Below are 26,267 nucleotides of genomic sequence, written 5' to 3' on the forward strand. Positions count from 1 at the left end.
TGGGAAAGACGTGTCAAATGAATTCCTTGTCATGACGCGGAATTAAGTATTTCTTTACTTTCAAGAATACAGACAATACAGTCGCTTTTTGCTATACTAAAAAGGAGAATGAATGGAGCAGATGAACATGAAAATAAAACTAACGAAGCAAGGATCAGCGAAGCTTCGCAAAAAGAATCCGTTGATCCAACGAGAAGATCTTCAACAAGCAATCGAGACAAAGGAGTGGGTCACCTTTACTGATCAGGCCAACCAATTTTTAGGTATCGGCTATCTAGGTGAACAAAACAAAGGGATCGGATGGGTCGTATCCTTTGAAGAAACAGTGATCGACCAAGCATTCTTTGCGCAACGCTTTGCAAAAGCAAAAGGCAAGCGTAGTGCGTATTATCAAGATGAACTGACAGATGCGTTTCGTCTTTTTAATGGCGAGGGGGATCAATTGGGGGGACTTACCGTAGATTTGTATGGCGAGTATGTCGTTTTTTCTTGGTACAATGCCACCCTTTATCAACATAAAAAAGCGATCGTGGCGGCTTTTCGTCAAATCTTTCCCGAAATCAAAGGGGCTTATGAAAAAATCCGCTTTGCGTCTGAACTGCCTGAATCAGCATGGGTCTATGGGGAAACGGCGCCTGAACCCTTACTGGTGAAAGAAAATGGCGTCACGTATGCGACGTATTTGAACGAAGGACTAATGACGGGTATCTTTTTGGATCAAAAAGAAGTTCGTGGCCAACTCGTCGATGGTTTGGCAGCTGGCAAGTCTGTTTTAAATATGTTCAGTTATACGGGGGCGTTTTCTGTCGCTGCTGCTGTCGGTGGGGCTACTCAGACCACGAGTGTTGATTTGGCAAAACGCAGTTTGGAAAAGACCCGCGAACAATTTTCAGTTAATGGCATTAATCCAGATACCCAGCGTATCCATGTCATGGATGTCTTCAATTACTTCAATTATGCCCGCAAAAAAGACTTGCGCTTTGATGTGATCGTCTTAGATCCGCCGAGTTTTGCCCGCAACAAGAAAAAAGTCTTCTCGGTTGCAAAAAACTATGGCGATTTAGTCACAGATAGCTTGGAGATTTTAGCGCCAGATGGTTTATTGATCGCCTCAACGAATGCGGCCAATCTGTCCTCGAAGAAGTTTCAAGAAATGATCGAAGCGTCATTAGAGAAAGCACATGTTCCTTATGAATGTATTCAAAGTTATCGTCTACCAGCTGATTTTGCGGTAGATAAGCACTTTCCAGAAGGTAATTATCTGAAAGTATTCTTTTATCAAATGAAAAAGGAGTGAAGGAGATGAGCCGATCAAAACCAGTAACGTTAGATGGGAAAACACCCCTGATTTGTGTCCCATTGATTGGAAAAACCAATGAGGAAATTTTAAAACAAGCCCTTGCTGCTGAGGAATCAGAAGCACAGATCATTGAATGGCGCGTTGACCATTACAAACATGCAGACGATCAACAAGCGGTCTTAGATGCATTGTCTCATATTCGCACGACTTTAAAATCAAAAGAGCTACTTTTTACTTTTCGAACCATAGAAGAAGGGGGCGAGCGGCCGTTCACGTTGACCCAATACAAAGAATTGTGTTTAGCTGCTGCTGATTCAGGCTTGATCGATTGGATCGATATCGAATTAGAGAAAGCTGAATTTTTAGGTCGCGGCTTTATTCAAGAAATCAAAAAGGCACAGGTAAAGCTGATACTGAGCAATCATGATTTTGAGAAAACGCCAGAAGATGCGGTGTTGATTTTAAAGATCGGCGTAATGAATCAATTTGGTGCCGATGTTGGCAAGTTAGCGATGATGCCCAAGCAAGTCCAAGACGTTTTACGTTTAATGGGGATCATTACTAAAGCTCGTGGCTTCAACCAACTGCCGTTGGCGATCATGTCGATGGGGGAGCTGGGGAAAATCAGCCGTGTTAGTGGGGCATTGACTGGTTCGGTCTTTACTTTTGCTTCGTTGCAAGGGGCATCAGCACCTGGACAAATACCGATCGAACGAATGACCAACTACTTACAAGAATTTTCACTCAATGAGTAAGACCAGCCAAGGCCTTCTCTTAGAAGAAACCAAAACAAAAGAGGGATAAAATGGCGAAGAAGAAACAAAAAACCAATGCGATTCGTCAAGTAGAACAACAGAAAATCGCCTATAACGAATACACCTATGAGTGGTCGGAAGATCATCTCGATGCGCAATCCGTCGCTGCGCAACTAGCACGCCCGCAAGCTATCTACAAAACACTGGTGGCAGTGGGCAACAAAACAGGACCGCTGGTGGCTGTGATTCCTGGAAATAGAGAAGTGGATCTGAAAAAGTTAGCCAAAGTCAGTGGAAACAAAAAAGTAGAGATGCTGCATCTGAGAGATTTAGAAGAGACGACTGGCTATATTCGCGGCGGCTGTTCGCCGATCGGGATGAAAAAGCTCTTTCCTACTTATATTGATCGTGGGGCGCAGACACTGGAAGAAATCGTGGTTTCTGCAGGAAAGCGCGGGTTGCAGATGGGGCTTGACCCCCACGCGTTGCAACAATTGACAAAGGCGGTCTTTGCCGATTTGTTGGCAACTGAACACGAATAAAAAATCCCCGTGAACCATCTAGAGATGACGCTCACGGGGATTTTTTTGTGCTGTTTTATTCCATGACCTCAATATCGAAAACCTCAATATTTTCTAAACCACCATAAAAGTCAAACCACGGAGTGGCATATTGTTTTAGAATGGCGTTTAATTCTTCAACATTTTCTTTTCCTTGGGTGTCCAGCCATTCCAATAACGCTTTGGCGCCTTGCTTCCCATAAATTTCGACACTATCGCGCCAAGTTGCTCGACCACCTAAGATTCCTGAGAATTTGGCACCATGTTGACCAGCAAAGGTCAATTCATCGCGAAAGACATTCGCTGGAACTCCCGCACTCAAATAGATGAATGGACGCGTCGCGGCGTCACTGGCTTCTTTGAAGTAATCGGCGGCTTCTTCTTGCGTATAAACGGCCTCTAAGCCTTCTTTTTGGAAGCCTTCCACTAAGTCGAACTGAACCGGTACTTCGACTTTCAAAATATCGATATGGTAGTGATCTTTCGTCAATTCCTGAATGGTTCGGATGACCTTGCTCGGTTTGATCTTGGCAAAAGCAGGTGATTTGTCATCTGTGATCGCATCATCATAGACGATTGGTTCCACAAATAACGGAATATCGGCCGCCTGCGCCTCCGTACCTAAACGCTCCAAAAACGCATGTTTGGTATCTAAAATCTCTTGAGGTTCATCTGGATTATAATAAACCAAGACTTTCGCAGCATCTGCCCCTTTTTTCACCAGGCGCTGCAACGATTCATTGGGTAGAATTTCTGGCAAACGACCCGGCGTGTTGACATCATAGCCTGTTTTTTCATAGGAAAGGATCAAGCCAGCATTGGGATTCTTTGCTTCGATCCCTAAGAAGCCATATTCCTCATCTAACAAAATACTGCTGACATATTTGGTCAATTCTTGGGAAACCAACTGCTTGAATTCATAAATGTGTTCCATCGTAAAGTCATCCGGTCCAGTTGCTGCCTTCATCATTTTTTTCATGGAACCACGTTGGTCGATCGCTAGTGCGGCAATCACACCATCCTCATTTGAAAGTTTTTGCATTCGTTCAAATTTACCTCTTGAAATTCGTTTCATTAAAAAAACCTCCCTCGATCTTGCTATCTTTAGTCTACGCCTACTTTGAGAAAAACCCAACTAATAAGCAAAAAGAGGGGGAGACCCAGGTGTTGACAGCAACGGGCAAGGATATTGCTGCCAACACCTGGATCGTTGATTAATAACTGAAATAACTCGCTGTTTCTGCTGCATTTTTTCCGGAGACATGTCCAGTACAAAACGCTGCTGTAATGTTGAAACCACCTGTATACCCATTGATATCCAATAATTCACCAGCAAAATACAAGCCATTGATTTTCTTGCTCTCCATGGTTTTTGGATTGATTTCTTTCAGATGGACCCCGCCGCCCGTCACGAAGGATTTTTCTAATGGGAACGTGCGGACAATGGTGATTGAAAAGCCTTTGATCAAGGAAGCGAGCGCCGCCAACTGTTCTGGTGAGGCTTTTTCAGCAACCAGCTCATGCAGGTCTAGCTGCTGCAAAAAGAAGGTCATCAAGCGCTCAGGCAAAAAGCCAGCTAAAGCATTCGGCAATTGTTTCTTCGAAGCCGCAGACTGAATCAATTCTTGGGTCAAGGCTTCATGAGATTTTGCTGGCAGACAATCCAGAGCAACCGTTACGGGTTGTTGCTTTTTCAATTCTTGATTTACGAAGGAGGAACAGCGCAAAGCAGCTGGACCAGATAATCCAAAGTGGGTAAACAAAAGATCCATCGTATGGGCGACAATAGGCTTTCCTTTTTGATCCAAGACACTCAACGTGATGTCTTGCAAGGAAATGCCTTGCAACGTCCGCTCTTGAATAAAGGATTCTTCTGAAACAAGCGGCGATTCGGTTGGATAAAGCGGCGTAATGGTATGGCCGACTTTTTTTGCCATCTTATAGCCGTCCCCCGTTGCGCCCGTGGAAGGATAGGTGCGGCCTCCTGTCGTCAGAATCACACTAGGGGCAGAGAACTCATCGGTTTCGGTTCGCACACCGCGAATTTGACTGCCGTCATGGATCAACTTGGTTACGGCCGTGTTCGTCAACAGGGTGACGTGATGATCGTTGATTGCTTGAAGTAACGCTTCGACGATCGTTTTTGATTTGTTCGTCACAGGGAACATCCGTCCGTGGTCTTCTTCTTTTAAGACGACCCCCAAGTCAGCGAAAAACGCCATTACATCATAATTATTGAATTGGGAAAACGTGCTATACAAAAATTTGCCGTTTCCCGGAATATGAGCAACTAAATCATCTACCGGCCGATTATTGGTCACATTGCAGCGTCCGCCGCCAGTCATCAATAATTTCTTGCCGATTTTTTTGTTTTTTTCGATTAATAAGACCCTAGCACCTTGTTTGGCAGCAGTGATCGCAGCCATCATGCCGCTCGTACCTGCACCCACAACAATGACATCATAGGTTTTTTCCATTCTTTTCACCTCTTTGGGATTGTAACACATCGGCTACGACTGCTGAAAGGATTGGTCGATTTTTTTCGAATGATAAAAAATTCTGACAATTCTAAAAAAAAGCGTGCAATTTCAGAAAATTTCTTTAAAATAGAAAATATCTTAAAGGAGGTAATGCACTATGACCAAAGCTTCAGCTTACGTGAAAGAAATTCAAGCGAAGATTCACGAGAAAGACCAACACCAACCGGAATTTCTTCAAGCAATTGACGAATTTTTGCCTACGATCGTTCCCTTTTTAGAGGAGCATCCAGAATATATTGAATCAAATATCCTTGCACTCTTAACTGAACCAGAACGTTTTATCCAATTCAGAGTCCCATGGCAAGACGATCAAGGCAACTGGCAAGTAAACCGTGGCTATCGGATTCAATTCAACTCGGCAATGGGGCCTTACAAAGGCGGCTTGCGTTTTCACCCAAGTGTCAACTTGAGTATCTTGAAGTTTTTGGCGTTTGAGCAAATCTTCAAAAACAGCTTGACAGGTCTGCCGATCGGCGGCGGCAAAGGCGGAAGTGATTTTGATCCAAAAGGCAAATCAGATGCCGAAGTGATGCGTTTTTGCCAAAGCTTTATGACGGAGCTGTCAAAACATATCGGACCTGACTTAGATGTTCCTGCTGGCGACATTGGTGTCGGAGGACGGGAAATCGGCTATTTATTTGGTGCCTACAAACGATTGAAACAATACGATGCCGGTATTTTAACTGGTAAGCCATTAGACTTTTGGGGCAGTAAAAACCGCACAGAAGCAACGGGTTATGGTGCTGTTTATTTCGTTAAGCATTTATTGACAGACCTAGGTGAAACCTTTGAAGGCAAAAAAGCGATCGTTTCTGGAAGCGGCAATGTTGCGATTTATGCAATTGAGAAGTTGCAAGAATTAGGTGCGATCCCTGTCACCTGTTCTGATTCCTCTGGTTTTATTTATGACAAAGACGGCATTGATCTGGCCTTATTAAAAGAAATCAAAGAAGTGAAGCGCGAACGTCTGACGGCTTATGCGAAAGAACGTCCATCAGCAGAATATCATGAAGGGGCATCTGTCTGGGATTTTGATACACCAGCGGAATTAGCCTTTCCTTGCGCGACCCAAAACGAGATTAATCTCTCACAAGCCAAACGTGCAAAAGCCAATGGTGTTCGGGTCGTTTCTGAAGGCGCGAATATGCCTAGCTCATTAGAAGCAGCAGAATATTTTATTGAAGAAGGAATTTTCTACTGTCCAGGAAAAGCAGCCAATGCTGGCGGCGTAGCCGTTTCTGCGTTAGAAATGAGTCAAAACTCCCAACGACTGCAATGGGAAAAAGCTGAAGTCGATGCCAAATTGGACGATATCATGAAGTCGATCTATGAAGCATGCCGTGATACTGCTGAAACCTTCGATCAAAAAAATAATTTTATGTTAGGTGCGAACGTCGCAGGCTTTGAAAAAGTTGCTAAAGCAATGTTTGCTCAAGGACTTGTCTAAAATCACCCAACAGGCTACCTATCAGGAATTACTTGAAAAAAGTTGAAAAAAAACGTAAAGTAGGTAGTGTATGAAAAACTATTTTTTCAAGGAGGACAAATCATGTCACACATCAAGTTTGACTATTCGAAAGTAGCACCATTCGTAAACGAATACGAATTGAGCTACATGCAAAGTCAAGTTACAGCAGCAGACAAACAATTACGCGAAGGAACAGGTGCTGGTAGCGACTTTCTAGGTTGGATCGACCTTCCTAAAAATTATGACAAAGATGAATTTGCGCGTATCAAAAAAGCGGCTGAAAAAATTCAATCTGATTCTGAAGTACTAGTCGTGATCGGGATCGGCGGATCTTATTTAGGAGCGAAAGCAGCGATTGATTTCTTAAATCATTCTTTCTTTAACTTGTTACCAAATGAAGAACGCAAAGCACCACAAATCTTTTTTGCCGGTAATTCAATTTCTTCAACTTACTTAGCAGATTTGATCGAAATCATTGGTGACCGTGACTTCTCTGTGAATGTGATCTCAAAATCAGGAACTACTACTGAACCAGCGATCGCTTTCCGTGTTTTCAAAGAACGTTTGATTGAAAAATACGGCAAAGAAGAAGCCAACAAACGGATCTACGCAACAACGGATAAAGCGAAAGGTGCAGTAAAAGTTGAAGCAGATGCTGAAAACTGGGAAACTTTTGTGATTCCAGATGACGTCGGCGGCCGTTTCTCTGTATTGACTGCTGTTGGTTTATTGCCAATCGCTGCCAGCGGAGCGGATATCGATGCCTTGATGCAAGGGGCAGCAGATGCTAGCGATGCTTACGCAAGTGACGACCTTGAAAAAAATGAAGCGTATCAATATGCAGCAATGCGTAACATCCTTTATCGCAAAGGCAAAGTAACCGAATTGCTGATCAACTACGAACCAGGCATGCAATACTTCTCAGAATGGTGGAAACAATTATTCGGCGAGTCTGAAGGAAAAGACCAAAAAGGGATCTATCCTTCAAGTGCAAACTTCTCAACAGATTTGCATTCTCTTGGTCAATACATCCAAGAAGGCCGTCGCAATATCTTTGAAACCGTCGTAAAAGTTGAAAAACCACGCAAATCAATCGCGATCCCTACACAAGAAGCCGATCTTGATGGTCTTGGCTACTTAGAAGGAAAAGAAGTTGATTTTGTTAATACGAAAGCCTTTGAAGGAACGTTACTTGCCCATACAGATGGAGATGTACCAAATCTGTTAGTAAAAATCCCTACAATGGATGCTTACACGTTAGGGTACACGATGTACTTCTTTGAGATCGCTGTAGGAATTTCTGGCTACTTAAATGGCGTGAACCCATTTGACCAACCAGGAGTTGAAGCTTACAAGAAAAACATGTTCGCCTTACTTGGCAAACCAGGTTTCGAAGATCTTGCAAAAGAATTGAACGAACGTCTATAATAAGATAAAGAAACGCCTCGAGCCAGTTCTGATCGGCTCAAGGCGTTTTTATTTTATTTAATAACAAATCAGTAATCCAAAAAATCAGCGGTCTTCTTTTAATCCCCAAAGCAACGCAGCAGACAATAGTCCAAAGATACAGGTTTGAATAATTGGCATTTGACTCATCTCCTTTTGATTTTCTTTAGTATAAAATGAATTCTATTAAGTGACACGAACAAAGCAGTGGGTTTCAACGAACGAAACTGTCATTTCTTGGTGACAAATGCGTGATGAACGGAAATAAACCGTTTTCATTTTGATGCTTTTTTGTTATTATATCTTTAAGAAAGAAAACGGTTGAGGTGAGGATATGGAGAATATTACGATTGGTGAAAAATATGTCTGCCGACCAGTAGGGGCGAGTAAGCCTGTGATCGGTGTGGTGGAAAAACTATACGTAAATACGGCGTTGATCGTCGTTTCAAGTTGTGAAGAAGAAGATCAAGTACAAGTAGAAGCTTGTAATCGTCGGATGATCGTCAGCTTCAATAAAATTTTTACACAAACCAATGTTGCTTAACAAAAGAGTAAAAATGCTGCTCCACGGATTACCGTGAGCAGCATTTTTCTTCGTGTGAGATCAGCCAACACCGATCACAAAGTTCAATAGTTTGTCTGAATAAGTCATGTCTTCTTCCGTCACACTCAACTCTTCATTTAAAATCCCCATCTGGTCGGTAATGATCCCGTCCACACCGTAAAAACGCATCCGGCTGATGGTATCCGCATCATTGGGGGTCCAAACGAACACTTCCTTGCCGTCAGTCCGGGCAGAAGCGATGAAGTTGCGGTTGATCGTACTGTATTCCATTGTCAGAAAATCGGCACTAGTCAGTGGTGGGCCAACGACATTGAAGGGCATGATGTATCCTGACGTCAATTCAGGTGCTTTATCCTTTAATTCTTCAACAACTGTATAGGAGAGGCTTTGCATAATATGCTCATTTGCAACTAAATCCTCTTGGTATCGTTCTAAGAAGTCATCTACGAGCTGCGCAGTATCTTTTTGCTGAGTTTTGATCTCCACCAGCAGTTTTTGATCCAATTGGTTGGCAAGCGCCAAGTACTCGTCAAAAGTTGGAATACGGGCTGTCTGGTTGTTTTCCGAAACTGTCAGTGATTCGGCATAGCTCAAGGGTAATTGTTCTGGTTTTCCTTTGCCGCCGGTTAGTTGGCGGTAAGAAAAATCATGATAGACAATAAAATGACCATCACTTGTTTGCTGGACGTCCATTTCAACATAATCCGGGTGATACTTCTCACTAGTAAAGCGTAGTGCTTCAAGAGAATTTTGGACCCCTTGTCCGTCGCTTACCCCTCGATGGGAGATCGTTACCGGATGAATCGAAGCAGCTGAAGTCAGATAGTTCATATTATATAGACTAACACCGACACCGAAAAGCACCGTTACCAAGGTAAACAAGGAACTTTTTAGACCTAAGAAATGACGCTGGTTCAATGGTTCTTGGTGGAACCAGGAAGGAATCTCTGGTAAAAAACCTTCGTCATCCATGAAATCAACGATGATATAAAAAATAGCTACGGTCGATAAAATGACATTCAGTAACAAAATAAACTGTAAGAAAGTCATAATAAAAACAGCACTATACAAGGCATAATTCGGTGCAACAGCTTCGATTACTGCTTGAATCGTGATCAGCAAAGTAAAGCTAAGTGTCGTGATCAATAAGATGCTACCACTAATAAAAACAAACTGACCAACGATAGCAAAAAAGCGGCGTTTAGTCACTTGAAGGCTTTCTTTGATCGCTTTTCGAAAAGGCAAATCACGCAAAATCATTTCTGGCAAGGCAAAAATCACGCGAATTCCTAAATAGATCAACAAGACATAGATCAAGAGCACTGCTCCGATGATTACGACACGGTTGGCAAAAATGAAATCCATGATAAAGGCAGGGATTTTGATTTTTGCGAGTAAATCCGAATTAAAGCTCAACCCACCGATGGGTAGAATCAGTAAGAAGTAAAAGAGGAAAAATAAAAAGGTCATCGGCCGTAATTTTCGCAACTGCAAAACAGTCATCCGTAACAATTGGCGCAGGCTTATGGGTTGTTTCTTTTTGATAAAATAAACACTCAGCAACAAGAATGTAAACTCAAAAAAGACGGCTAATAAGATCAAAAGCAAAATCACTGTTAGTGAAAGCAATACGACAGGATGATCTGTAAAAATACTCCCGATATTGTCGAATGAAAGGTAAGGTAAGCCTCCCCGTCTTAGAACGAATTTGGTGGAAGAAGTTAATATGGGAATTACTAAGAACAACAAGGCACCGTGCATCAATAAGACATCACGGAAGTAGGCGTTGCTGTCTTTCAAAAAATCCCAAGTGTTGATGAAGCTGTTTTTTAAATAATTCATGGTTGTCATCCTAACAATAGTAAGTATTTTAGTTCTCTGGGTAATAAAGGTAAAGGCGGTAAAAAAGCCGAACAGTTTAGCAGCAAGTTCGTCACAGGCATAGATCCTGTCTCAAACGTAGCTCCTTCACATTCGGCTCAATAAATTGATCGCTTTTCTTACTCTAATTCTTATCCGCCTAACAAACCAGTTAAGAATGTCCCACCATAAATCAATGCCATACTGTACAAGAAAATTGAGGCAGGTTTTGCTAATAAAATAATCAACGTAAACTTCTTAACGGACATGTTGGTCAATCCAGCCATAAGACAAAGGGCATCATCTGGGGCAACCGGTAGAAAGATCGCAAGGGCGAAAAGTTTTTCAAATCGGCTTTGGTTATCTAACCAGCCAATGTATTTATCGTAAGTTTTGTCACTGATCATACTTAAAATGAATGGTTTACCGTATCGTCGGCCAAGCAGGAAAATAATGACAGAACCAATACTGATTCCTACATAGTTATAAACGAATCCTAGGTAAGGACCGAAAATCAAAACACCTGCAGCGCTGGAGACACCACCGGGAATGATTGGGATCACGACTTGCAAGATCTGCAATAGGATAAAGACGATTGGTCCTAAGATAACAGAATTTCCAACTAGACCTCGTAAGGCATTAATGTCTTTGAAAACACCTAGATTGATAAAATAGATCGTTAATGCGATAGATAAACCTAAGCCAATAATAGAAATCGTATTAATGATACGACGAGAAGTTGCTATGCTCACAGGACTTCATCTCCTTTTTGTTTCATAATCTCACTATACGGGGTGAGACCAGAAAAATCCAGTAAAACAAATGACAAACGTCAAACAGTTTTGTAAGGTATGCCTTTATTATAAGAGAAGTCCGCAAAGAAAACATTGTACCAAAGTCTGAAATAAGAAAAATTTATAGTTTCGGCACGCCATTAGTTTTAGGAGGCTTTTTTATCTGGGTGACGTTTTTTTGTGCGCTTCACTTGCCAACGATTGACGATCTTTTCAACCACACTCGTCATCATGAAGCCTCCGGCGATCGCCCCAGCAGTGATAACCACGATCATCAGATTTTCAAAGCCGACAAAGTTGTCTCCTAAAGCAAATTCTCGAACGGCTTTATAGGCAGGTCCACCCGGTACGAGGGGAACGAGACTAGGAATGTTAAAAATGATCATAGGCATTTTTTTTCTGCGGGAAAAAAAGATGCTGACGCAACCGACAGCAAATGCGGCTAAAAAGTTGGCGCTACCTAAACCATAGCCAATCGTTTTTAATGACCAATAGATCATCCAGCCAACGGTTCCGGCAATGCCTGTGGCAACCAAAGCTCTTTTAGGAATATTAGTCAAAATGCCAAAGGTCACGGTGCTTAAAAAGCTGAAGGAAAGGTGAATAAAAATCGTCATGAGATCCCTCCAAATAAGGTGAAGACCGTGGCGATGCCGACACCGATCGCGGCAGCTGTGAAAATGGCTTCAGTACCTCGGGCGGTTCCGCTGATGAGATGGCCCGCCAAGATATCGCGAAAGGAATTGGTGATCGCTACACCAGGAACTAAGGGCATGACGGCACCGATAATCAAATTATCGACGTTTTGTGCGACATGAAGGGAGACCGCTAAGACAGACAAAGTACCGATTAGTAAAGAGGCGCAAAACATATCCAAAAAGCGGATATCGATCACTTTCTTGACCCAATACGCGCATAAAAATCCCAGACAGCCAATAATGAAGGTCGGTAGAAAGTCAAACCAAGCACCGCCGAAAATAATCATTAAGGTACTGCTGACTACACCAGCACTAAGGACCTGCAGCCAGTAGGGGAAACTTGGTGTTGTCGGATTGACCTTTTTTAATGCCTCGTGCAGTTCCGCTAAAGAAATTTTCTTTTCTGCATAAGCACGAGAGAGTCCGTTAACGGCAACGATTTTTTCGAGATTGATGACTCGATCATGGACATTTTCTACTTGCGCATAGTGACTGCTGCGCAAACCCATAAAAAGACCAGTTGCTGTTACATAACTAATACTACCTTGCTCCCCAGCGTTGGCTGCAATTCGATTCATTGTATCTTCTACTCGATAGACTTCCGAGCCGTTTTCCATCATGATTTTTCCTGCTAATAAGCAGGTCTCCAATAATAGCTCTTTTGATTCAGCCATTTCCAAACCCCTTTTTCAATCGAATTTGCGCACTACAATCTTAGTGTACAATTTCAGCGAGTTTTCAACAAGAAAGAAAAGTAGATTTGAAAAATAACTAGCAACCTATACGCAGGATTTTTTGTGATAAGTGAAAGGAGAGGCACTTCTCTTTATTCGTAAAGATTCATGTTTAATGAACAAAGTGAATAGAAATAAGATAACGGATGGAGTGTTTTATTTTAAAAAAATGAATAACTCGGTTACAATTAAATAAATAAAAAAAGGGGGATTTATTGATGCGAAGGAAGGTCTATACAAGAGAACACATTTTGAAGGCCGCTTATGAACTGATCAATAGAGAAGGTTTTGGCAACTTTACGGCACGGAATATCGCTAAGCACATGGGAATTTCTACTCAACCAATTTATCTTGAGTTCGAAAATATGCAGGACTTAAAAAATACTTTGGTAGAGGCTGTTTTCAAAGATTTATCGGAAAATGTTTTTCCAGTTGTTCGAACAGGAGACAAACTTGTTGATTTAGGCCTGAATTATATACGCTTCGCGCAAGAGCAGCACAATCTCTACATCGCCCTTTTTATCGATGATTATGGCGGTGGGAAATTGATGCATGATTTTTCATCCACCTATTTCAAATCCTTGATCAAATCAGAAGAAAAATATGCAGATCTATCCGAAGATGCGATAAATGCACTACATAATGGCGCATGGATCGTTGTGACTGGTTTGGCTTCCTTAATGTCGGCGGGTATCATCACACCCACCGATGACCAAATCATCAAAATCATCAACGAGACGATCGAAGGCGTAATCGAAAAGAAAGAAAACTATATTTTCGATTAAAGAATAAAAAATCTGTATCCATTTCTATTTTGGATGCAGATTTTTCTTGACATTTTTTGTGAAACTAGCGAAAATAACTGTTATGGAGAGTTGGCAGAGTGGTAATGCAGCGGACTCGAAATCCGCCGACCCGGTTCATCCCGGCGCGCAGGTTCAAATCCTGTACTCTCCTTATACCAACGCTTTAGAGCGTTTAGCCTATCTTTCGAGATAGGCTTTTTTGTTTGTTATGGGCAGAGAAGATAATTGACTGCCGAGCTTGATCGATAACCATCTGAAAAAACCTCAGTTTACACTCAATCGGGAAATCAACAGAAATACACTAATTCGCTGAACCCCTTTTTGCTTGTGGTCCTCTACAACAAACGAAAAGAATCAATCGGGCAAACGTGTTAAGGCGTATTCAATTTGTTCAGAAGTAAAGCCTTCATAGGAAAGTTGGTTCCTCACACGCTCATCTGATAAGGATAAATTTTGCGAGTAGCGAAGCGCTTTTTTCAATGCTTGCTCATTCCAATCGGCATTCACGGTGGCTACGGCAAAGTCTGCGGCGCTCTCAGAAAAGTCTTCATAGAGTAGTTGGCGTTTCACGCTCGACTGAGAAAACGCGCTGCTGGATAAGTATCTTTCTGCACGATTCAGTGCATTTCTTTGTTCCCGGGAAAGCTGAGGTGTATGTTGCTCGTTATTCGCGGGTTCTTCTTGTTGCGCGCTACTTGCTTCTTTCTTGCCAGCTGTTTGTTCTCCTTGTGGTTGTTCCATGGAAGCAGCGGCATCGACAAAGGATTCATTTTTTCTTGCTTCGTTACGTAATGAAGGGCTTAATTGCGCAGTGATGCTATCGAAAGACGTCACATCTTGGTAGAAGGACAATCCACCGTAAGAAAACAAGGTGAAAAAAGCCGAAGCGACAATGATCAAAACATTCCGATCTCGTTTGTTTTTTTGAGTTATCAACCCAATATAAAATAAGATAATGCCAAAAATGAAACCAATCAAACCGATAAAAAACAAACCAGCGAAAAATGTAGCCATAAGCATCCCCCCTAATAAAACAGTTTCCTAAAGTTAATAGTACTATGTCTGGAATCAGAAAACAGATTTGTCTTTTCATGAACAGAGGAAAAGAATGATTTGACAACTGTAACGTGTATGCTATTAATGGATCATTCATATGTATTAAAGAAGTGATGCTCAAGAATTACTGGTGAAATCGCTGGTAAACGAACTGAAAGTACAGTTGTATCAGTAGGAGGGAAGAAGATGGATTTTGAAGAAAAAGATTACTTTATGCGTTACACAAAAGTTGCGGCACAGGGATTGAGCAAATTTATTACGCAAGGATCTGTTGATGAAATCTTACAGCTAGATGAACAGCAAAGCGGTCAAAAGCAAGAAACGGATACTGAAAAAGATAAAAGCGAGCCAAAAAACAAGAAAGCACCTAGCTAATTATTTCCTTAGCGAGGTGCTTTCAGTACGAATCGGTATCCTTCATTTGGATAAACTCCTTATGCAGTTTTTTTCAATTCTTGTACAGCTTGCTCGATCGTAATTCCAGTCGCAAAATGATTCGCATCTTTTTTATCGAAAACGATAAATAAATTCAATTTGGTATCCAGAGTTACACGATATTGTAGATCTGTGTTATAGAATGTCATAGTCATTCTCCTTTCTTAAAACTTGTCATTGAAAGGCAACGGTTAGTTGATAACGAAATTCCATAGTTAGAATAACACTTTTTTTCACAATAGTCCAATAAAACTATCAAACGAAAAAATCTGACTGATTATTTTCAGGAAATCAATGCTGAGAATGGAAGCAAAAGAAGTTTGCTGGAGTCAGTAAATTCGGGAAAAGTATCTTTGTATATTTTCAGAAAAATAGAATTCATAAAAAATTTCTTAAGAATTTTGAGGATAGCTATTTTCTTAGATAACAAATTTGTAAGATTGAGAGTATGAGATGATTGGAAACCTTGATATCATAAGGTTTATCTTCAAATTGTGTTTTGTGCAAAAATATATTGATTGTATTTTTTTGAAAAAGAGATCGTATCTCTTGAATTCTATGGTATGATTTACTTTAGAAAAATGAAAATGGATTATGAAAACGGATGTGAAAATATGTGCGGAATTGTCGGCTTTGTCAATTCAAAAGATCAAAAAGAAATCATTATTGAACGCATGATGGACCGGATCGTTCATCGCGGACCAAACAGTTCAGGGAAATTTACCGACGACCGAGTGGCATTAGGGTTTCGTCGTTTATCGATCATCGACTTAGAAGGTGGCTCACAACCAATTTTTAATGAGGATCAAACAAAAGTAATCATTTTTAATGGTGAAATTTACAACTTTCAAGTATTGCGGGAGGAATTGATCCAAGCAGGTCATGTCTTTTCTACCCATGCGGATACCGAAGTAGTCTTACATGGCTATGAAGAGTGGGGCATTGATGTGTTGCAGCGCCTGCGGGGAATGTTTGCGTTTGCCATCTGGGATACTCAAAAACAAGAGCTTTTCGGCGCGCGGGATCACTTTGGCATCAAACCGTATTACTATGCGCAAATGAACGGCAGTTTCCTGTTTGGTTCTGAAATCAAGAGCTTTTTGCCTCATCCAGATTTCAAGAAAGAGTTGAACCAAGAGGCGTTGAAACCTTATTTGACCTTCCAATACTCGCCCTTGAACGGAGAAACCTTCTTTAAAGGCGTTCATCGTTTGCAAGAAGGGCATTATTATTTGTTTAATGAACAAGGATTGACGATCAAGCAGTATTGGGATGCAGATTTTTCAGTGAAAGAAAATCATTCAAGAGAAGAATGGGTCGACAAAATCGATCAAGCAGTCCAAGAATCGATTGCCGCTCATCAAATCAGTGATGTTGAAGTCGGCTCATTTTTATCCAGTGGTGTCGATTCAAGTTATGTGGCCTCGGTCTTGCGCCCAGATCACTCATTTTCAATTGGGTTTGATGACAAAACCTACAACGAAGCGATCGAAGCCCGCAAATTGACGGAAAAACTCGGTTTGAACAACACAGCAGCAGTTATTGATGGTGAAATGTCCTTTGAGGCATTTCCGTTGATTCAGTATCACTTGGACGAACCAGATTCTAACCCAAGCTGTGTCCCTTTGTACTTTTTAGCCAATCTGGCAGCACAGCAAGTGCGAGTCGTTCAATCTGGGGAAGGGGCAGATGAATTATTTGCTGGTTATGCTGCCTATGGCTTCCACACAAACTCTAAAGCGGTCCGCGTTTTTGCCCAAGGATTGAAAAAATTGCCGCAAAACATCCGCTTTCGTTTGGGACGTCAAATCGGCAAAATGAAAAACTTCCATGGTCGAATTCATCTTTATGAAGCAACGGCACCTGCCCAAGACTTCTTTATCGGGCAAGCCCTGGTCTTTGAAGAAGAGGAAGCACTACAGCTTTTAAAACCAACGTATCAAAAAGGACCCTCTGTTGCTGAAATCGTTGCGCCTCATTATGAGAAAGTCAATGGTCTCAAAGACGAGGTCAATAAGATGCAATATTTGGATCTTCATCAGTGGATGCCGAAGGATATCTTGTTAAAAGCAGACAAAATGTCCATGGCGAGTTCCTTGGAATTACGGGTTCCTTTATTGGATATCGAGATGCAAAAATTGGCGCAAACAATCCCGACGAAATATTTGATCAATCAAAACAACACGAAAGATGTGTTCCGACAAGCGTCAAACCGTCATTTGCCAAAAGAATGGGCAAACCGTGAAAAACTAGGCTTTCCTGTACCTATCAAGGCATGGCTGAAAGAAGGAACCGGGTATGAAGCAGTCAAAGCACTTTTTGAGTCAGACTTTGCGGCAACCTTCTTCGATCAAACAGCAATTTTACAAATGCTTGAAGACCATCGCCAAGGAAAACCGAATCTTCAGCGAAAAATCTGGACGATCTTTACGTTCTTGACCTGGTACAAAGTGTTCTTTATTGATGAATCGATTCCCGAAGCCAAAGAAATCGTTTATGAAACACTTTGATTTGAATATGGAAGCAAAAAAAAGCTGACGCGGACATCCCGCATCGGCTTTTTTTATAGACCTAAATATTTTTCCAAGTAATCGACCATGCCATCTTCCGCATTGGTTTTGTCGGTAACATCATTGGCGATCGATTTTAATTGTTGCGTGCCATTCGCCATGGCAACGCCCCAACCCGCATAATCCAGCATCTCCAAATCGTTGTGTTCATCACCAAAAGCGATGATATCTTGTCGATCCAAAGACAAAGAATCCGCGATCACCGAAAGACCAAGTGCTTTATGGACTCCTTTTGGTACGATCTCTAAGATGGCTTGAGGCCCGCCCCATGTTCGAACATCGACTGCATCGTCAAATTGATCCTTGATACGTAAAGAAACAGATTCTGCTAATTCATTTTCGGTTTTCACCAGTAATGAAGTGGGATCCGTTTTTAAATTTGCTAATAGATTTTTTTCGGAAGCATTGCCCGAAAAGAAAAAGTGTTGATCAAATCCGCTTAGGTCATCGATGAAAAAGGTTTCGCGATTTTCTGCTGCCACAAACGTCAGCCCCAGCTGCTCTTTTTGTGCCATGAGTTCAAACGCAATTTCTCGAGAGATCGAGTGCTCCATTTCATTTGCCCATACTTGTCGAGGTTTATGGACCAACCCACCGTTAAAATTGACCATTGGTGTTGTGAGCGCCAATTCTTTATAGAATTGATCGCTCATCCGAAAAGGTCTTCCGGTAGCGATGGTAACAAAGTGTCCCGCTTTGGTGGCGCGAACCAGTACCTCACGTGTGCGAGGGGAAAGTTGGGATTCAGTATTTAAGGTTGTGCCATCTAAATCAATGGCGATGATTTTTGGTTTCAAAAGACTCGCTCCATTCTCTTATACTAGTGGCTTAAGTGTAACATATTTCTGTCATTTCACAATACAAGTAAGTTTTCGATAAGTTTTCATAATATTTACAAAGCAAAACACGAACATTAAACGTTTTTGGTTCGTTTTATTCGGAAAAAGGTTTGAAAAGCGAAAATTATTCCCTTATAATTTGTAATTGTTCGATGAAAAGCGCAATTATTCATTTTTTCTTTTCATAGAAACGATTAAAGTTCAGGAGTGAAACATAACATGGAAAAGTTTTTCAAATTAAAGGAGAATAAAACGACGGTTTCAACAGAAGTGATGGCCGGGGTCACCACCTTCTTCGCGATGAGTTATATTTTGTTTGTGAATCCGACGATTTTATCTGCTGCAGGCATGCCGTTTCAAGCTGTTTTCTTAGCAACGATCATCGCTTCAGTGATTGGTACCCTGATCATGGGCTTATTTGCAAATGTGCCTTACGCGCAAGCGCCTGGAATGGGACTTAATGCATTCTTCACCTTTACCGTTGTTTTTGGTTTGGGCTATACGTGGCAGCAAGCATTAGCGATGGTTTTCATCTGCGGCTTGATCAACATTTTTATCACGGTCACTCGAATCAGAAAAATGATCATCCATGCGATTCCAGAAAGCATGCAGCACGCAATCGGTGGCGGGATCGGGATCTTTGTGGCTTATGTAGGGATCAAAAATGCCAACTTGCTAAACTTCAGTGCAGACACTGCCGCAGTGACTGGTTCAGTTGTTGACGGTGAGACGATTGTGAGTGCCAATTTTAATGGGGGGATCGTCCCAGCTTTGGCGAATTTCAATAATGCACCTGTTTTGTTAGCAGTGATTGGTTTAGTAATCACTACTTTGTTAGTAGTGAAAAATGTTCGTGGGGCAATTATTTTTGGTATTTTAGGAACGACGATCATCGGTATTTTGATGGGTGTGGTGGATTTAAGTGCCATTGATTGGCACGGAAATTCATTAGGTAGCTCGATCAGCGAACTAGGCATCACCTTTGGGGCTGCGTTTGGCTCTGAAGGAATGGGCTCATTATTCAGTGATTCTGCCAAAATCCCTCAAGTAATCATGACGATTTTGGCGTTTAGTTTATCAGATGTCTTTGATACGATCGGTACCTTTATCGGGACTGGACGTCGTACAGGGATCTTTTCGAAAAAAGATGAAGAAGCGGTTGAAAACAGTAACGGGTTGAATACGAAGATGGATAAGGCTCTTTTTGCAGATGCCGTAGCCACGTCTGTAGGGGCCATCGTAGGGACCTCAAATACAACGACTTATGTGGAATCAGCAGCTGGCATCGGTGCTGGTGGACGCACGGGCTTGACTTCCGTTGTGGTGGCAGCACTCTTTGCGATCAGCAGTATCTTTTCTCCACTGATCTCAATCGTTCCCGCACAAGCGACAGCACCGGCGTTGATCTTAGTTGGGGTAATGATGATGGCTTCTTTTGCAGACATCAAGTGGACTGATCTAGAAGAAGCAGTTCCCGCTTTCTTTGCATCTATTTTTATGGGCTTGTCTTACAGTATTTCCAACGGGATCGCTGTTGGTTTCATTTTCTATGCCTTAGTGAAAGTAGTGAAAGGAAAAGCCAACGAAGTGTCTCCGATCATCTGGGTCGTCAATGCGTTGTTTATCCTAAACTTTGTCATTTTGGCTTTGATCAGTTAAGTTTAATGAAGAAAATCTTTCTGTATTTTAAATGCAGAAAGATTTTTTATTTGATTATTACTCACGATACGGTATAGTATTTGTGAAAGAAGGTTTGTAAATGAAGATTGATTGGAAACGAAATCTACTGATTTCATGGGTAGGTTGTTTTTTTACGGGTGCCAGTTTTAGTCTTGTCATGCCATTCATTCCCTTATATATAGAAGAGTTAGGCGCTCCAGAGAGTCAAATTGAGTTGTTTTCTGGATTAGCAATCTCAGTAACGGCGTTTGCGGCGGCTATCATTGCTCCAGTTTGGGGAAATCTAGCAGACCAAAAAGGTCGTCGTTTAATGATGATTCGCGCGGCTGCGGGGATGACAGTGACGATGGGTTCTTTGGCTTTTGTACCGAATGTCTATTGGTTATTGATCATGCGTTTCTTTACCGGAATTTTATCGGGGTATATTCCAAATGCGACTGCGTTGATCGCTTCGCAGGCGCCTCGAGAAAAAAGCGGTTGGGCGCTTGGGACATTGGCTACAGGAGCCATCGCAGGGAATTTGATTGGTCCTTCCATGGGTGGGGCGTTGGCGCAATGGTTCGGCATGAAAAATGTTTTTATCATTACTGGTGTTGTGTTGCTAATTACGCTCTTGCTCACGATTTTTCTCGTTCAAGAAGATTTTGAGCCGGTTGAAAAGGGCGATCTGCTGTCCATCAAAGAAATTTTTGGTCAAATCAAAAATATGCAGTTGCTTGTCGGTTTGTTTATTACGTCACTGATTTTACAGCTAGGTGTAACGAGTATCAGCCCGATCCTTACATTGTATATTCGTGATCTAAGCGGGAACAGTGGCAATATTTTGTTTGTCAGCGGATTGATCGTCTCTGTTGCTGGTGTTTCGGCAATCATCTCTTCGCCATTTTTAGGCAAAATCGGTGATCGTTACGGCAATCACAAGGTATTGTTAGGCGGTTTATTGCTGTCATTTTTCTGTTTCATTCCGATGGGCTTTGTCTCCACACCGTTTCAGTTGGGCGTGCTGCGCTTCTTGCTTGGTTTTTCGACAGGTGCGTTGATGCCGTCGATCAACACACTGATCAGCAAGATCACCCCGATGGAAGGGGTCAGCCGCATCTACAGCTACAACCAAATGTTCTCTAACTTTGGACAAGTGTTAGGTCCGATGGTCGGCTCAACGGTGGCAGCTGGCTTTGGTTATCCCGCCGTCTTTTGGGTAACTAGCGGGTTTGTACTGATCAATATTTTTATCTCAGGATTTAATTTCCGTAAAAGCTTGCGTAAAACGGACATCAGTGAATAGTTGAAAAGAAAAAAAAACCAGTTACAATAAAGGTAACTGGTTTTTTTTTTAATGGCTTGTCTTTTCAGGCGCTGGTGCGATAATACCAACAAGAATGATCACCACACCTGCGACCAAAGAGATGATTGAAGTTAATTGAAAATCATAAGTTGCTCCAGCAAGTGAGCTGCCTAGATAGCCAACGACTTGACCTAATACAAAAGTCCAAAATAAAGTGACTAGGTAACGCATGACGACACCTCTTTTCTGCGTATCTTCCATTTCGACTTTAGTTTATCACAAAAATATTTATTGTAAAGATTTTCACTTTTTCATTTTGTTTTTCAAATCTATTTACTAGCAGAAAGAAAGAGAATTTTCATTTTTGGAGGGATTTCAATGTATTCACAGCTCACCACCTTAAGCGCCTATTCGTTGCTGCAAAGTACGATCAAAATTCCTCACTATATAGAGCAAGCCAAAAAGATGGGCTATCAGACATTGGGTCTGACCGATCATAATGTTCTCTATGGCGCGGTCGAGTTTTATCAACAATGCCTAGCACAGGGCATCAAGCCGATTTTTGGCGCTTTGTTCGACTGTACCTTCGGAGAGGAATCAATGTCCTTTCCATTGTACGTATTTGCAAAAAACCTCAAGGGCTATCAAACCTTGATGCGTTTATCAAGTGAAAAAATGATCACCGAGCAGTTGAATTTAGCTGCTTGTGATTCTTTGCAGGATCTCTTTGGTTTGCTGCCTGAAGGCGAAGGCTTTTTGCCGTCTCAGCACGATGATTTAGAAGCTAATCAAAAAGTACTGCAAGCAATCAGCCATAAATTTGATTCTGAGAGCTTGTTTTTAGGCATTACTAGCAAGGGGCTAGATCCAGAAACGATCGCTTGGTTTAACGAGCAAAACATTGCACCATGTGCCTATCAACCCATCGCGGCTTTAGCACAAGAAGAAGCCTTTGCAGTCAAAGTGATGACCCATATCAAAGAGGGCTCGCAAATTGAAGACTTTCGTCAGGCAAAAGAGCAAGCGACTACGCAGTTTTTTTTACAACCGGCAGACCAATTGACTGCGGCATTTGCCGAAGCGTCGCAGGCATTGATGAATAATCAGCGGATTGCAGCTGAATGCGCCGTCGAGCTGCCACTGCATCAGCGGCTATTGCCTCATTACCCGTTACCAGCAGAAGAAAATGCTGCGGACTATTTGCGGAAAATTTGTTTTGAACGTCTGCCTCAACGTGTTGCCCACGTTACATCGGCGTACGAACAGCGTTTGGATTATGAGTTGTCTGTCATCCATAAGATGGGCTTTGATGATTACTTCTTGATTATTTGGGACGTCATGGACTTTGCCCACCAACAAGAAATTGTTACCGGAGCTGGACGGGGATCGGCTGCTGGCGCACTGGTGGCATATGTTTTATCGATCACCGACGTAGATCCAATCAAATACGATCTTTTGTTTGAACGATTCTTGAATCCAGAACGTTACACGATGCCTGATATCGATTTAGATATTCCTGACAATCGCAGAGATGAGATTTTACAATATGTGCGCCAAAAATACGGGCAAGAATATATGGCACAGATCGCCACGTTTGGCACCATGGCGGCCAAAATGGTTCTGCGAGATGTTTCTCGTGTCTTTGGTCTTTCGCAAAGTGAAGCCAATCGCTGGTCAAAAGCCATCCCCAATGCCTTGAAAATGACCTTAGATCTTGCTTATGAACAATCCAATCAGCTGCGAGAATTGGTGTCGTTTAATGAGCGCAACCAAGTAATGTTTCAAGTCGCCAAAATTTTAGAAGGCTTGCCACGTCACGTATCGACTCATGCCGCTGGTGTGGTGATCAGTGACAAGAATTTACTTGATCTGGTTCCCTTACAAGAAGGCAGCGATGGGATCTGGCTGACCCAATTTACCATGAATGACGTAGAAGCCATCGGCCTATTGAAGATGGATTTTTTAGGCTTGAGAAACTTGTCGATCATTGATAATACCTTGAAAGGTATCAAACGAATCAGCCAACAAATCGTAACCCAAAAAGAGATTCCTCTTGATGATCCAGCAACATTGCGTTTGTTTCAAAAAGGCGAGACCGCAGGGATCTTCCAATTTGAATCAGCGGGAATACGCAATGTGCTGCGTAAGTTAGGACCAGAAAGTATCGAGGATATTGCCGCAGTCAATGCCTTGTATCGTCCAGGACCGATGCAAAATATCGATACCTTTATTAAGCGGAAAAAAGGACAAGAGCGGGTCTCTTATCCGGATGACAGCTTGATTCCAATCTTGCAAAACACCTACGGAATCATTGTTTACCAAGAACAGATCATGCAAGTAGCTTCCAAAATGGCTGGTTTCAGCTTAGGACAAGCAGATATTTTGCGGCGAGCAATCAGTAAAAAGAAAAAAGACGTCTTGGATGAGGAACGTCGTCATTTTGTGCAAGGCGCCTTAGCCAATCATTATGACGAAAAGACCGCCAATTTGGTCTATGACTATATTGAACGCTTCGCCAACTATGGGTTTAATCGATCCCATGCGTTTGCCTATTCCTTTATCGGCTTTCAAATGGCCTATCTGAAGGTACACTATCCGGCACCATTTTTTGCGTCGATCCTACATTCGGTACGCAACACTGCCAGCAAAATGAAAGAATACTTAAATGAAGCCGCACGTTACGGCGTAGAAGTGCTGCCACCATCGATCAATACCAGTGGGTTTAGTTTTCAACTGCAAAACGAGAAACAAATCCGTTTTGGGTTCAGCAGTATCAAAGGGATTCGGCGCGACATGATCCAAGACATTTTGGCAGAACGAAAAGAGCATGGCAATTTCACGTCTATGGATCAATTTTTGCTTCGCTTGAATCAGCGGAACAGCAAATGGTTAAAATTGGATTATTTATTGCCGCTTTTGAGTATTGGCGTATTCGATGTGATTGCCCCCAATCGAAAACAAGCACTGATCCAGCTAGAAGGAAAGATCCAAAATATTACTTATAGTGGCGGCAGTTTGGATCTTTTAGAAACTATGGCATTAAAAGAAGAAGCAGTTACCGATTACAAACTGGAAGAAAAACTGGCTTTGGAAGAAGAATACTTAGGTGTTTATTTGTCTGGTCATCCCGTGGAACAGTTTCAAAAATTGCACCAATTGAAACAAATCACGGATATTGCTGATCTAGTTCCAAACGAACGAGTGCGTATTCTTTTGTATGTCCGAAAGATTCGGGAAATTCGTACAAAAAAAGGCGAACAAATGGCGTTTGTTGAAGGAACGGATGCCAGCAAGGAAGTTTCAGTAACGATTTTTCCCATCGTTTATCGACAAGTGCGTTCCTTGATCGAAGAAAATGCTGTTCTCTATATTGAAGGAAAGGTCGAGGTAAGTCGTTACAATGGTGAAATCCAACTCATTGCTGATAAAATAGACTTAGCAGAAAACGTTCAGAACAAAATTGCGTCACAAACTTGCTACTTAAAGATTTCTGCTGCAGCTGAAACGTCGCACCTGCAAGCATTGTCGAAGGAAATGAAGCAGCATCACGGAAATATTCCAGTGGTGATGTTCTATGAAAGCAGTGGCAAGAAAGTGTTGTTAGCAGAAGAAAACTGGGTGACGGATGAGCCAGACTTTGTCACACAACTGAAGGCATTATTAGGAAATGGAAATGTAATTTTCAAGTAATTTTCCGAAAACGGCAATTCAACTTACACTTTTTTCAACTTTTTCCCACTATTTCAAGACATTTTCATGGAATAATGGTAGAATATGTCTCGTGGTTATTACTTGAAAACTAGCAAACAGGGGCTTCCCTAAACAAAATCTTTTGATGAGGTGAAAGAATAATGAAACGCATTGGAATTCTAACCAGTGGCGGCGATGCACCAGGAATGAACGCAGCGATTCGCGCAGTTGTCAGAAAGGGTATTTTTGACGGACTTGAAGTATACGGAATCAACTATGGCTATGCCGGACTAGTCGCAGGCGACATTCGTCGCTTAGATGTTGCTGATGTTGGTGACAAAATTCAACGTGGTGGAACATTCTTATATTCAGCACGTTATCCAGAATTTGCGACACAAGAAGGACAATTAAAAGGAATCGAACAATTAAAGAAATTTGGCATTGAAGGGCTAGTCGTGATTGGTGGAGATGGTTCTTACCATGGTGCGATGGCACTTACTCGCCACGGTTTCCCAGCAATCGGGATTCCAGGAACGATCGATAATGACATTCCAGGAACAGATTTCACGATTGGTTTTGATACAGCAATTAATACTGTCTTGGAATCGATTGACCGTATCCGTGATACAGCGACATCACATGTCCGCACATTTGTGATCGAAGTAATGGGTCGCGGTGCTGGCGATATCGCTTTATGGTCAGGTGTGGCCGGTGGTGCGGATGAAATCATCATTCCAGAACATGATTTTGACATGCAAGTTGTTGCTGATCGTATCCGTGAAGGACGCGACCGCGGGAAAAAACATTGCTTGATCGTTTTAGCCGAAGGTGTGATGGGCGGAAATGATTTTGCTGACAAACTTTCTGAATACGGCGATTTCCATACCCGTGTATCAATTCTAGGACACGTTGTCCGTGGTGGTTCACCAAGCGCTCGTGACCGTGTGTTAGCAAGTAAATTTGGTTCATATGCTGTTGAATTATTGCAACAAGGCAAAGGCGGTCTATGTATCGGTATCGAAAACAATGAAATGATTGCTTCTGATATCATCGATACCCTTGAAAACAATCGTCACAAACCAGACCTTAGCTTGTATAACTTGAACAAAGAAATCTCATTCTAAAGAGATTTTTAAGCAACGCAACAGTAATTTTGTAAAAAAAGCTTATTAGCTATTTTAAATAA

The 26,267-nt window shown here is 41.9% G+C and carries 23 protein-coding genes and 1 tRNA gene; 14 read left to right on the plus strand and 10 right to left on the minus strand.

Going from position 1 to position 26,267, the window contains the following annotated elements; all coding sequences use genetic code 11:
- Window positions 1–127: 127 nt before the first annotated feature.
- The 3 genes from IGI84_RS04535 to ybaK are packed head-to-tail and all read left to right on the plus strand — an operon-like array spanning window position 128 to window position 2,597.
- Complete coding sequence (locus tag IGI84_RS04535) at window positions 128–1,297, plus strand: class I SAM-dependent rRNA methyltransferase (RefSeq protein WP_430600842.1); 1,170 nt, start codon at window positions 128–130, stop codon at window positions 1,295–1,297.
- A 5-nt stretch (window positions 1,298–1,302) separates the two neighbouring features.
- The gene (gene aroD / locus IGI84_RS04540) at window positions 1,303–2,055 is read left to right on the plus strand and encodes a type I 3-dehydroquinate dehydratase (protein WP_081119498.1); all 753 of its coding nucleotides are present in this window, start codon (window positions 1,303–1,305) and stop codon (window positions 2,053–2,055) included.
- Between the two features lie 50 nt (window positions 2,056–2,105).
- Window positions 2,106–2,597 carry a Cys-tRNA(Pro) deacylase gene (gene ybaK, locus IGI84_RS04545; protein WP_220427085.1) on the plus strand — a complete coding sequence of 164 codons (492 nt, stop codon included), beginning with the start codon at window positions 2,106–2,108 and terminating at the stop codon, window positions 2,595–2,597.
- A gap of 55 nt (window positions 2,598–2,652) precedes the next feature.
- Here the strand turns inward: ybaK and IGI84_RS04550 are convergent, their stop codons facing one another.
- Together IGI84_RS04550 and IGI84_RS04555 are read right to left on the minus strand one after the other, a co-directional pair.
- Entirely contained in the window at window positions 2,653–3,690 is a 1,038-nt protein-coding gene (locus IGI84_RS04550; RefSeq protein ID WP_220427084.1) for a tagatose 1,6-diphosphate aldolase, read from the minus strand.
- Window positions 3,691–3,829: 139 nt separating this feature from the next.
- Window positions 3,830–5,092 (minus strand): NAD(P)/FAD-dependent oxidoreductase, encoded by a 1,263-nt coding sequence (locus IGI84_RS04555; protein WP_096742398.1) that lies wholly within the window; start codon window positions 5,090–5,092, stop codon window positions 3,830–3,832.
- A gap of 160 nt (window positions 5,093–5,252) precedes the next feature.
- Between IGI84_RS04555 and gdhA the strand changes: the two genes are divergently transcribed.
- From gdhA to IGI84_RS04570, 3 genes are all read left to right on the plus strand, one after another.
- Window positions 5,253–6,602 (plus strand): NADP-specific glutamate dehydrogenase, encoded by a 1,350-nt coding sequence (gdhA, locus tag IGI84_RS04560; RefSeq protein WP_077454207.1) that lies wholly within the window; start codon window positions 5,253–5,255, stop codon window positions 6,600–6,602.
- A gap of 102 nt (window positions 6,603–6,704) precedes the next feature.
- Window positions 6,705–8,051, plus strand: a complete 1,347-nt coding sequence (locus IGI84_RS04565; RefSeq protein WP_005229134.1) for a glucose-6-phosphate isomerase — start codon at window positions 6,705–6,707, stop codon at window positions 8,049–8,051.
- Window positions 8,052–8,403: 352 nt separating this feature from the next.
- Window positions 8,404–8,613 carry a hypothetical protein gene (locus IGI84_RS04570; protein WP_086292927.1) on the plus strand — a complete coding sequence of 70 codons (210 nt, stop codon included), beginning with the start codon at window positions 8,404–8,406 and terminating at the stop codon, window positions 8,611–8,613.
- A gap of 60 nt (window positions 8,614–8,673) precedes the next feature.
- Here IGI84_RS04570 and IGI84_RS04575 read toward each other — a convergent pair whose 3' ends face one another.
- From IGI84_RS04575 to IGI84_RS04590, 4 genes are all read right to left on the minus strand, one after another.
- A complete protein-coding gene (locus IGI84_RS04575; protein WP_200127430.1) occupies window positions 8,674–10,476 on the minus strand; it encodes a glycerophosphoryl diester phosphodiesterase membrane domain-containing protein in 1,803 nt (600 codons plus the stop codon).
- Between the two features lie 170 nt (window positions 10,477–10,646).
- Complete coding sequence (locus IGI84_RS04580) at window positions 10,647–11,246, minus strand: TVP38/TMEM64 family protein (RefSeq protein ID WP_077454204.1); 600 nt, start codon at window positions 11,244–11,246, stop codon at window positions 10,647–10,649.
- A gap of 188 nt (window positions 11,247–11,434) precedes the next feature.
- Window positions 11,435–11,905, minus strand: coding sequence for a threonine/serine exporter family protein (locus IGI84_RS04585; protein WP_077454203.1), 471 nt, complete (start codon window positions 11,903–11,905; stop codon window positions 11,435–11,437).
- Window positions 11,902–12,660 carry a threonine/serine exporter family protein gene (locus IGI84_RS04590; RefSeq protein ID WP_077454202.1) on the minus strand — a complete coding sequence of 253 codons (759 nt, stop codon included), beginning with the start codon at window positions 12,658–12,660 and terminating at the stop codon, window positions 11,902–11,904. The genes IGI84_RS04585 and IGI84_RS04590 overlap by 4 nt, the downstream gene beginning before the upstream one ends.
- Window positions 12,661–12,938: 278 nt before the next feature.
- On the opposite strand from IGI84_RS04590, the gene IGI84_RS04595 reads away from it, so the two are divergent.
- Both IGI84_RS04595 and IGI84_RS04600 read left to right on the plus strand, forming a co-directional pair.
- Entirely contained in the window at window positions 12,939–13,505 is a 567-nt protein-coding gene (locus IGI84_RS04595; protein ID WP_005237185.1) for a TetR/AcrR family transcriptional regulator, read from the plus strand.
- A gap of 84 nt (window positions 13,506–13,589) precedes the next feature.
- Window positions 13,590–13,677: transfer RNA gene (locus tag IGI84_RS04600), tRNA-Ser, on the plus strand.
- A 203-nt stretch (window positions 13,678–13,880) separates the two neighbouring features.
- On the opposite strand, the gene IGI84_RS04605 is transcribed toward IGI84_RS04600, so the two are convergent.
- On the minus strand, window positions 13,881–14,540 hold the full coding sequence (locus IGI84_RS04605; protein ID WP_430600844.1) for an Ltp family lipoprotein: 660 nt from the start codon (window positions 14,538–14,540) through the stop codon (window positions 13,881–13,883).
- Between the two features lie 228 nt (window positions 14,541–14,768).
- Here IGI84_RS04605 and IGI84_RS04610 point away from each other — a divergent pair, with 228 nt between their 5' ends.
- On the plus strand, window positions 14,769–14,957 hold the full coding sequence (locus tag IGI84_RS04610) for a hypothetical protein (RefSeq protein WP_077454200.1): 189 nt from the start codon (window positions 14,769–14,771) through the stop codon (window positions 14,955–14,957).
- A 59-nt stretch (window positions 14,958–15,016) separates the two neighbouring features.
- Here IGI84_RS04610 and IGI84_RS04615 read toward each other — a convergent pair whose 3' ends face one another.
- The gene (locus tag IGI84_RS04615; protein ID WP_005229155.1) at window positions 15,017–15,166 is read right to left on the minus strand and encodes a hypothetical protein; all 150 of its coding nucleotides are present in this window, start codon (window positions 15,164–15,166) and stop codon (window positions 15,017–15,019) included.
- 465 nt (window positions 15,167–15,631) lie between these two features.
- On the opposite strand from IGI84_RS04615, the gene asnB reads away from it, so the two are divergent.
- The gene (asnB, locus tag IGI84_RS04620) at window positions 15,632–17,527 is read left to right on the plus strand and encodes an asparagine synthase (glutamine-hydrolyzing) (RefSeq protein ID WP_220427081.1); all 1,896 of its coding nucleotides are present in this window, start codon (window positions 15,632–15,634) and stop codon (window positions 17,525–17,527) included.
- Window positions 17,528–17,580: 53 nt separating this feature from the next.
- Here the strand turns inward: asnB and IGI84_RS04625 are convergent, their stop codons facing one another.
- Window positions 17,581–18,384: a Cof-type HAD-IIB family hydrolase gene (locus IGI84_RS04625; protein WP_005229159.1), complete on the minus strand. Its 804-nt coding sequence runs from the start codon at window positions 18,382–18,384 to the stop codon at window positions 17,581–17,583.
- A gap of 261 nt (window positions 18,385–18,645) precedes the next feature.
- Between IGI84_RS04625 and IGI84_RS04630 the strand changes: the two genes are divergently transcribed.
- Together IGI84_RS04630 and IGI84_RS04635 are read left to right on the plus strand one after the other, a co-directional pair.
- Window positions 18,646–20,085 (plus strand): NCS2 family permease, encoded by a 1,440-nt coding sequence (locus IGI84_RS04630; protein WP_142425446.1) that lies wholly within the window; start codon window positions 18,646–18,648, stop codon window positions 20,083–20,085.
- A 100-nt stretch (window positions 20,086–20,185) separates the two neighbouring features.
- Window positions 20,186–21,391, plus strand: a complete 1,206-nt coding sequence (locus tag IGI84_RS04635; RefSeq protein WP_005231893.1) for a multidrug efflux MFS transporter — start codon at window positions 20,186–20,188, stop codon at window positions 21,389–21,391.
- A gap of 48 nt (window positions 21,392–21,439) precedes the next feature.
- On the opposite strand, the gene IGI84_RS04640 is transcribed toward IGI84_RS04635, so the two are convergent.
- The gene (locus tag IGI84_RS04640) at window positions 21,440–21,622 is read right to left on the minus strand and encodes a YjzD family protein (RefSeq protein WP_220427080.1); all 183 of its coding nucleotides are present in this window, start codon (window positions 21,620–21,622) and stop codon (window positions 21,440–21,442) included.
- Window positions 21,623–21,769: 147 nt separating this feature from the next.
- On the opposite strand from IGI84_RS04640, the gene dnaE reads away from it, so the two are divergent.
- On the plus strand, window positions 21,770–25,081 hold the full coding sequence (gene dnaE / locus IGI84_RS04645; protein ID WP_430600845.1) for a DNA polymerase III subunit alpha: 3,312 nt from the start codon (window positions 21,770–21,772) through the stop codon (window positions 25,079–25,081).
- 161 nt (window positions 25,082–25,242) lie between these two features.
- Window positions 25,243–26,205, plus strand: a complete 963-nt coding sequence (gene pfkA / locus IGI84_RS04650) for a 6-phosphofructokinase (protein WP_005229169.1) — start codon at window positions 25,243–25,245, stop codon at window positions 26,203–26,205.
- Window positions 26,206–26,267: the final 62 nt, after the last annotated feature.

It is taken from the genome of Enterococcus sp. DIV0008 (assembly GCF_050542615.1).
Classification (GTDB): domain Bacteria; phylum Bacillota; class Bacilli; order Lactobacillales; family Enterococcaceae; genus Enterococcus_D; species Enterococcus_D innesii.

Coding starts and splice junctions, on each gene's coding strand:
- IGI84_RS04535 (WP_430600842.1), top strand. CDS start 128: ATGAAAATAAAACTAACGAAGCAAGGATCAGCGAAGCTTCGCAAAAAG.
- aroD (WP_081119498.1), top strand. CDS start 1,303: ATGAGCCGATCAAAACCAGTAACGTTAGATGGGAAAACACCCCTGATT.
- ybaK (WP_220427085.1), top strand. CDS start 2,106: ATGGCGAAGAAGAAACAAAAAACCAATGCGATTCGTCAAGTAGAACAA.
- IGI84_RS04550 (WP_220427084.1), bottom strand. CDS start 3,690: ATGAAACGAATTTCAAGAGGTAAATTTGAACGAATGCAAAAACTTTCA.
- IGI84_RS04555 (WP_096742398.1), bottom strand. CDS start 5,092: ATGGAAAAAACCTATGATGTCATTGTTGTGGGTGCAGGTACGAGCGGC.
- gdhA (WP_077454207.1), top strand. CDS start 5,253: ATGACCAAAGCTTCAGCTTACGTGAAAGAAATTCAAGCGAAGATTCAC.
- IGI84_RS04565 (WP_005229134.1), top strand. CDS start 6,705: ATGTCACACATCAAGTTTGACTATTCGAAAGTAGCACCATTCGTAAAC.
- IGI84_RS04570 (WP_086292927.1), top strand. CDS start 8,404: ATGGAGAATATTACGATTGGTGAAAAATATGTCTGCCGACCAGTAGGG.
- IGI84_RS04575 (WP_200127430.1), bottom strand. CDS start 10,476: ATGAATTATTTAAAAAACAGCTTCATCAACACTTGGGATTTTTTGAAA.
- IGI84_RS04585 (WP_077454203.1), bottom strand. CDS start 11,905: ATGACGATTTTTATTCACCTTTCCTTCAGCTTTTTAAGCACCGTGACC.
- IGI84_RS04590 (WP_077454202.1), bottom strand. CDS start 12,660: ATGGCTGAATCAAAAGAGCTATTATTGGAGACCTGCTTATTAGCAGGA.
- IGI84_RS04595 (WP_005237185.1), top strand. CDS start 12,939: ATGCGAAGGAAGGTCTATACAAGAGAACACATTTTGAAGGCCGCTTAT.
- IGI84_RS04605 (WP_430600844.1), bottom strand. CDS start 14,540: ATGGCTACATTTTTCGCTGGTTTGTTTTTTATCGGTTTGATTGGTTTC.
- IGI84_RS04610 (WP_077454200.1), top strand. CDS start 14,769: ATGGATTTTGAAGAAAAAGATTACTTTATGCGTTACACAAAAGTTGCG.
- IGI84_RS04615 (WP_005229155.1), bottom strand. CDS start 15,166: ATGACATTCTATAACACAGATCTACAATATCGTGTAACTCTGGATACC.
- asnB (WP_220427081.1), top strand. CDS start 15,632: ATGTGCGGAATTGTCGGCTTTGTCAATTCAAAAGATCAAAAAGAAATC.
- IGI84_RS04630 (WP_142425446.1), top strand. CDS start 18,646: ATGGAAAAGTTTTTCAAATTAAAGGAGAATAAAACGACGGTTTCAACA.
- IGI84_RS04635 (WP_005231893.1), top strand. CDS start 20,186: ATGAAGATTGATTGGAAACGAAATCTACTGATTTCATGGGTAGGTTGT.
- IGI84_RS04640 (WP_220427080.1), bottom strand. CDS start 21,622: ATGCGTTACCTAGTCACTTTATTTTGGACTTTTGTATTAGGTCAAGTC.
- dnaE (WP_430600845.1), top strand. CDS start 21,770: ATGTATTCACAGCTCACCACCTTAAGCGCCTATTCGTTGCTGCAAAGT.
- pfkA (WP_005229169.1), top strand. CDS start 25,243: ATGAAACGCATTGGAATTCTAACCAGTGGCGGCGATGCACCAGGAATG.